The sequence below is a fragment of the Acinetobacter brisouii genome (genome assembly GCF_008993995.1).
GTDB lineage: Bacteria > Pseudomonadota > Gammaproteobacteria > Pseudomonadales > Moraxellaceae > Acinetobacter > Acinetobacter brisouii_A.
In genome coordinates, this window is sequence record NZ_BKNN01000107.1 from 1 (window position 1) to 5,082 (window position 5,082).

The 5,082-nt window shown below is 34.4% G+C and carries 8 protein-coding genes and 1 pseudogene; 4 read left to right on the top strand and 5 right to left on the bottom strand.

The window, feature by feature from the left end; genetic code table 11:
- Nucleotides 1–146: 146 nt before the first annotated feature.
- Both GBN19_RS14445 and GBN19_RS14450 read left to right on the top strand, forming a co-directional pair.
- The gene (locus tag GBN19_RS14445; RefSeq protein ID WP_151778601.1) at nt 147–443 is read left to right on the top strand and encodes a mobilization protein; all 297 of its coding nucleotides are present in this window, start codon (nt 147–149) and stop codon (nt 441–443) included.
- Nucleotides 444–453: 10 nt separating this feature from the next.
- A complete protein-coding gene (locus tag GBN19_RS14450) occupies nt 454–786 on the top strand; it encodes a hypothetical protein (protein WP_151778602.1) in 333 nt (110 codons plus the stop codon).
- Here the strand turns inward: GBN19_RS14450 and GBN19_RS14455 are convergent.
- From GBN19_RS14455 to GBN19_RS14465, 3 genes are all read right to left on the bottom strand, one after another.
- The gene (locus GBN19_RS14455) at nt 777–1,079 is read right to left on the bottom strand and encodes a hypothetical protein (RefSeq protein ID WP_151778603.1); all 303 of its coding nucleotides are present in this window, start codon (nt 1,077–1,079) and stop codon (nt 777–779) included. The two genes, GBN19_RS14450 and GBN19_RS14455, sit on opposite strands and share 10 nt — an antisense overlap.
- The gene (gene repM, locus GBN19_RS14460; RefSeq protein WP_151778604.1) at nt 1,076–2,017 is read right to left on the bottom strand and encodes a replication initiation protein RepM; all 942 of its coding nucleotides are present in this window, start codon (nt 2,015–2,017) and stop codon (nt 1,076–1,078) included. Before repM ends, GBN19_RS14455 begins: the two co-directional genes overlap by 4 nt.
- 647 nt (nt 2,018–2,664) lie before the next feature.
- Nucleotides 2,665–3,321, bottom strand: a complete 657-nt coding sequence (locus GBN19_RS14465; protein WP_151778605.1) for a hypothetical protein — start codon at nt 3,319–3,321, stop codon at nt 2,665–2,667.
- 193 nt (nt 3,322–3,514) lie between these two features.
- Between GBN19_RS14465 and GBN19_RS14470 the strand changes: the two genes are divergently transcribed.
- Nucleotides 3,515–3,763, top strand: a complete 249-nt coding sequence (locus tag GBN19_RS14470; RefSeq protein ID WP_151778606.1) for a type II toxin-antitoxin system HicA family toxin — start codon at nt 3,515–3,517, stop codon at nt 3,761–3,763.
- Nucleotides 3,760–4,092 carry a type II toxin-antitoxin system HicB family antitoxin gene (locus GBN19_RS14475; protein ID WP_151778607.1) on the top strand — a complete coding sequence of 111 codons (333 nt, stop codon included), beginning with the start codon at nt 3,760–3,762 and terminating at the stop codon, nt 4,090–4,092. Before GBN19_RS14470 ends, GBN19_RS14475 begins: the two co-directional genes overlap by 4 nt.
- Before the next feature lie 113 nt (nt 4,093–4,205).
- On the opposite strand, the gene GBN19_RS14480 is transcribed toward GBN19_RS14475, so the two are convergent.
- Both GBN19_RS14480 and GBN19_RS14485 read right to left on the bottom strand, forming a co-directional pair.
- Nucleotides 4,206–4,706: a hypothetical protein gene (locus tag GBN19_RS14480; RefSeq protein ID WP_151778608.1), complete on the bottom strand. Its 501-nt coding sequence runs from the start codon at nt 4,704–4,706 to the stop codon at nt 4,206–4,208.
- A pseudogene (locus GBN19_RS14485) lies at nt 4,703–5,082 on the bottom strand (MobA/MobL family protein); the annotation flags it as partial. The gene GBN19_RS14480 and the pseudogene GBN19_RS14485, both read right to left, overlap by 4 nt.

Consider the following 5,082-nt stretch of genomic DNA (forward strand, 5'->3'; position numbering starts at 1 on the left):
TATCCCCTTACGCAAACTTTGACTTGGATGAAATCCAAGTCGTAAGTGCGCATTTCATGAAAAACACGATAGCATATAGCTCGCTTGAACTCTAGTTCATAGAGCCTTATGCTTGAGTGGTTTTCTATATCCCGAAATTGGACGTTATGACAAAATCAACTGAAAATATTGAAAAGAAAATTGAAGCCCAATTAGAGAAGCTGAAACAGTTAAAGGCTCGAAAACAAGCTATCGAAGCTAGAGAAAGGTCAAAGCAAAAAGAGCAGGAAAGAAAGGATGATACTCGGCGTAAAATTTTGCTCGGTTCTTATTTAATTAAAAAGATGCAAAGTAACGAAGCCAACAAAGAAAAAATACTCGCTGAACTCAATGAATATTTAACAGAAAATAGAGATAGACAGCTTTTTGATTTGCCTTTAAAACCAGAATCTACAAATATTTAGGTAGTTAAAAATGGATAAAAAAGCTTTTTTTAAACAGTTTTTTGAGATTGAGGCTAATTCATCTTTATCTCATACAGAAGATGTCTACAAAGATTTTGACTTCTCTCTCATGGTTTCAAATCCAATAGGAAGTGAGCCTTATATTGTTGTTTTTAGCCCAGTGAATGAAAAATTTAATCACTCGATCATTCTAGAGCTACCTCAAAATGAGCATCATATTAATTTGGGATGGACTGATCTTTTCCTAATTGACAAAAAGACTGTTAGAAAAGGCAGTAAGCGAATTAAGTTGTTGAAATTGATTGATAAATTTTTAAAATCTAATAGCTTAATTCAAACCTGATTTTTATTAGCTCTTTGTTTTTCTTGCTCGGCTTTATACTCTAGAATAAGCTCATTTAAGACCTTTTGAACATTTTCCTTATCTTCGATCTGCAAATTATCTCGATAGTAAATTAAGTCCTCTATTTTGCTTTCCATCGGCATTTTTTCGGTAGGTTCGGCATTTTTGGATATTCGGGATAATAGGAAAATATAACCGCATATATTTTCCCTCGCAATTTCATAATTAACGATGTCGGTATACTTAATTTGAACGCCTTGAAAATTGGCTGTTAGGTTCTCCAGTTGCATCATGGTTTAAATCCTGCTTTCTCTAAACATGGGTAAAGCTCTCTGAATTTTTCAGGTTCTAAAAGCATGTCTGCAATACGGATAGCAAATTGTTGGTAGCTTTCCGTGCCTTGCGAATACTTACTCATTTCAGGCATTTCAGACATTTTATTGGCAAATAAATGGCGTTGAGCATCAGTCATTTTGACAAAAAAGTCAGGAGTGTTGGGATCACGCTTAGTATTGATTTTAGGTTTATCATCTTTTTTTTGCTTAAATTTAAATGAAAATCCAGAAATGATACGTCCTTGCTTGTGTTGCTCGTAACTTACTGTGATATCTGTATATTTATTAATTTGTTTAATAGCAGGGTCTAAGACACGATTCTTAAAATCGTAGACTCTAGGATATTCATGCTCCTCAATAGCAAGGCGTTCTCTTAACGTATTTAATTCGATTACTGGAACAACTTTCGTACTTTGCCATTGAATCATCATTTCATAAATACGAATAGCATAAACGCTAGTTAGTTGTGCTGTTTTAGATAATCTATATCGTGTGAAACAATCTTTAAGTTGTCCAATCATGCCAAAAACATCATCGGCTAACTGAAATTTAATATATCCCTGCGTATCTGCATAACTAATTTTTTGCACCCATCTTGATTTAACACATTCTATAAAATCAGGTTTTTGATAGACCCTGTCATACGTGAAATAACGATTAAACAATCGCTCACTGGCATCCCTTAATACCTTATAAGCATCTGATTCATCTGTATTAAATAGCTTGGAGTAGTCTTTTGCATACACTCTAAATTCTCGTGTATGGAATAAGCCTTTATCACTTTCATATTCAGCTAATTCAGTGAACGCTACATGTAGTATTCGGTATTCAGTCAAACTTAGATTAAAGCAAGCTTCAATAAGAGTATTACTTTTTATAACTAGATCATTTTTCATTTAGTTTAAGAATTATTTTTCTGCAATAGAACGACACTATATTATAAAAGTGTTAATTAAAAAACAACATTAATTTTTGTTGTCGTTATATAGGGTAAATCTGTCGTTGTATAAGGGTAAATCTGTCGTTGTATAAGGGTAAATCTGTCGTTGTATAAGGGTAAATCTGTCGTTGTATAAGCCTGAAGACCATTGCTATATAAGGCTTTCATGCTGTCTAAAACTATTAAAACTATTAAAACTATTAAAATAGGGGAGTGCTTAAAACTGCCCTAGGTATTCGCTAAAGCTCATACTCTATTGAAGCTCGTTCCTCGCTTCGAGGGGGCAGTTTTTAATTTATTCCAGTTATAGATTTCAAAATCAAAAACAGAACTATGGCACTCGCTTTGCTCGTGACTTTTCAAAAGCAAAAGCTCCAAAGTTCGCACCCTTCGGGATGCTCTGTAGCTTTCGTTATTAAGCTAAGGGGAGTCTGTAATCAGGGAAAAGGCAAGGGCGAAATTTTTATGATGCTCAATCGCTCGTAGACACTCGCTCGGTTCTTATCATCTAGGATTTGATTATTTAAAAGAACTAATCAAAACCGTGGAACATGAAAAAATTATAAAACAGCCCATTCAGCCTGAATGGGCTGTTTTATATATTTAATTATTCAAATTATTATGAATAATCTGACCATCTTTTTTATTAATTTTAGATAGTGTCTTTAAAAATACTGGAGTTCTAGTACAAATGTCTCGAATATCTTTTGCTTTTAAAGGTGTATCTAGTCTTTGATAGTTCTCTAGAACTTGGTAGTAGCAATTTTCTGGTACACCATCATGGTCAATTTTTATGATTTGACCTGATGCTATACCGTAGCCTGAAATCCCTTTTCCGTTAGCATATAAAAAAACAACATCTCCTTTCTTAATTCGTTCTATTTGTTGTTTATATCCATCATCAAATGCTGCTGCATATCCATTATTAATCATGAAATGATGATCATCTATTGAATATCGTTTACAAGTGTTTAGAAGAAAATAATTATGATTAATAGCAACATTATCTTGATCGGTTATAAAGCTATTTTCATCCTCATCAATCTCATTTTCTTGTTGTTCCAAAAGCTTTTTTTCTTCAGCTTTATAGTTATCTATTGCATCAGACAATAGATCAAGAATTACTTCTTGCTTAGTGGAATCAAAAAATACAGCTAAATCTGAGATTATTTCATCCATAACTTGAGGAATTTTTACTGATGTTGAAATCATTTTGGTTTCCGTAGCTTGTTTATTGTGAAGTTTTTTTATGAGACTCATGATGACCACCTTTTAAAAGTTAAAATAAATTTAATAAATCTATATAAAAAAGTCAACAACTTTAAAATTTAAAGTTAAAATAAATTTTAATTTATCTAAGGTGATAGTCGCTGTGCAAAAATGAAACTATATTCAGTTGCATTTTTTGTTTAAAAGTAACTATACTTAGTTGCAAAGCTAGCAGGGTTAAAGTATGGGTAAAACGGAAAAGTTACTCGAAAAATTCGGAAATTCAAAAAATACATTTCCGTATAAAGATTTAGTCGTTTTACTTAATCAGCTCGGCTATGAAAAGTTTGAAATGGCAGGCTCTCGCGTTCGTTTTTTTAATGAAAAAACTGAACACATGATTTTACTGCACAGACCGCACCCTGAAAATGAAATCAAAGGTGGGGCATTGAAAGCTGTAAAACAGGCACTCAAGCAGGAGGGATTTTTATGAGCTATTTAAAATACAAAGGCTATCTCGGTACGATTGAACCTGATCTTGAAACAGGCGAATTGTTTGGGAAACTTGCGTTTATCCGTGACCTCATCACCTATGAAGCAGAAACATTAAAAGCCCTTGAGCAAGCTTTTCAAGAATCTGTAGATGGTTATTTAGAATCTTGTGCTGAACTGGGTAAAAAACCTGATCAGCCATTCAAAGGCACGTTTAATGTACGCATCAGCCCTGATTTACACCGTAAAGCAGTTCTAGCATCGAGTAATTCTCTTAACTCCTTTGTCAGTGATGCAATTCAAGAAAAATTAATGCGTTTAGGTGCTTAACCTATCTTAGCCCGATACTTTGAAATATGGCTTTAGCCATGTTTCAAAGTCGGGCAACTTGCGACTGCTGTTGTCGATTTCATAATGAAAGAAACAGAGCAAAGTAATCATTATTAGTATTTTTTAGGGTCGATCTGACACCAGTCATAGGTTTTTTCTTTGACATTATTAGGCTCAAATGAATAACAATCTTTTTTAGTCATAATTCTGACCAATGTTTTTCCATCATAATCTTTGATTTGTAACGGATATTTTTTTAGTACAGCCATATCTGCTCTACGTGCATCAATTTCGTCTTTGCTTGGTATGTATAAGAAGATAGCCAAAATGAATACCATCATCACAGCAACAAACGTGCTAGCAAAAATAATGATAAGTTTTAAGTTGAGCCTGTGTGTAGCTTCGTTTAATGCCTGAATACTGTTGTTTAATGCGCCTGTATGCTTCTTATTTGCGTTTTCTAGCGATTTTTCAGCCTTGTCTAGCACTCCGCTAGCGACATGGTTGTAAAACTGCTCTAATCGCTTGTTATCGTCTGCTATGGCTTCTCTATATTCCTTCATGGATGCCAGTAAAATATATAATTGGTCATCTAAATCATTTTGGTTGCTCATAACGACATTCCGCCTCTACCTAATTTTTGAGATGCCTTGCGGAGTGCTTGCTCGGCTCGTTGTTTATCTAATTCTTGCTGTCGCTTCATTTCCGCTTGGCGTTCCAGTTCTAGACGTTTGGTTTCTTGGTTCTTCTGCCATTGATCAAAACCTTGATCGACACGGCTTAAACCACGCTGTAAAACGCTCTCTTTTTGCTGTTTCTGTTGGTGAAGCTGTTGGCTATTTTGCTGTTTGACGTTGTCATTAAAACGGCTGATTTCAGTGTCTATGCCTTGTCTGCGTAATTGTGTGACTTTGGTGCCTTCATGGATGGTGGCTTGTAGTCCGTTGTTCTGATCGGCATAGCTACGATGGTCTATTTTTTCTCGGTAGC

What these genes read in the sequence shown, in the direction of transcription:
- GBN19_RS14450 (WP_151778602.1), top strand. Translation starts at nt 454, where the DNA reads ATGGATAAAAAAGCTTTTTTTAAACAGTTTTTTGAGATTGAGGCTAAT.
- GBN19_RS14455 (WP_151778603.1), bottom strand. Translation starts at nt 1,079, where the DNA reads ATGATGCAACTGGAGAACCTAACAGCCAATTTTCAAGGCGTTCAAATT.
- GBN19_RS14470 (WP_151778606.1), top strand. Translation starts at nt 3,515, where the DNA reads ATGGGTAAAACGGAAAAGTTACTCGAAAAATTCGGAAATTCAAAAAAT.
- repM (WP_151778604.1), bottom strand. Translation starts at nt 2,017, where the DNA reads ATGAAAAATGATCTAGTTATAAAAAGTAATACTCTTATTGAAGCTTGC.
- GBN19_RS14475 (WP_151778607.1), top strand. Translation starts at nt 3,760, where the DNA reads ATGAGCTATTTAAAATACAAAGGCTATCTCGGTACGATTGAACCTGAT.
- GBN19_RS14465 (WP_151778605.1), bottom strand. Translation starts at nt 3,321, where the DNA reads ATGAGTCTCATAAAAAAACTTCACAATAAACAAGCTACGGAAACCAAA.
- GBN19_RS14445 (WP_151778601.1), top strand. Translation starts at nt 147, where the DNA reads ATGACAAAATCAACTGAAAATATTGAAAAGAAAATTGAAGCCCAATTA.
- GBN19_RS14480 (WP_151778608.1), bottom strand. Translation starts at nt 4,706, where the DNA reads ATGAGCAACCAAAATGATTTAGATGACCAATTATATATTTTACTGGCA.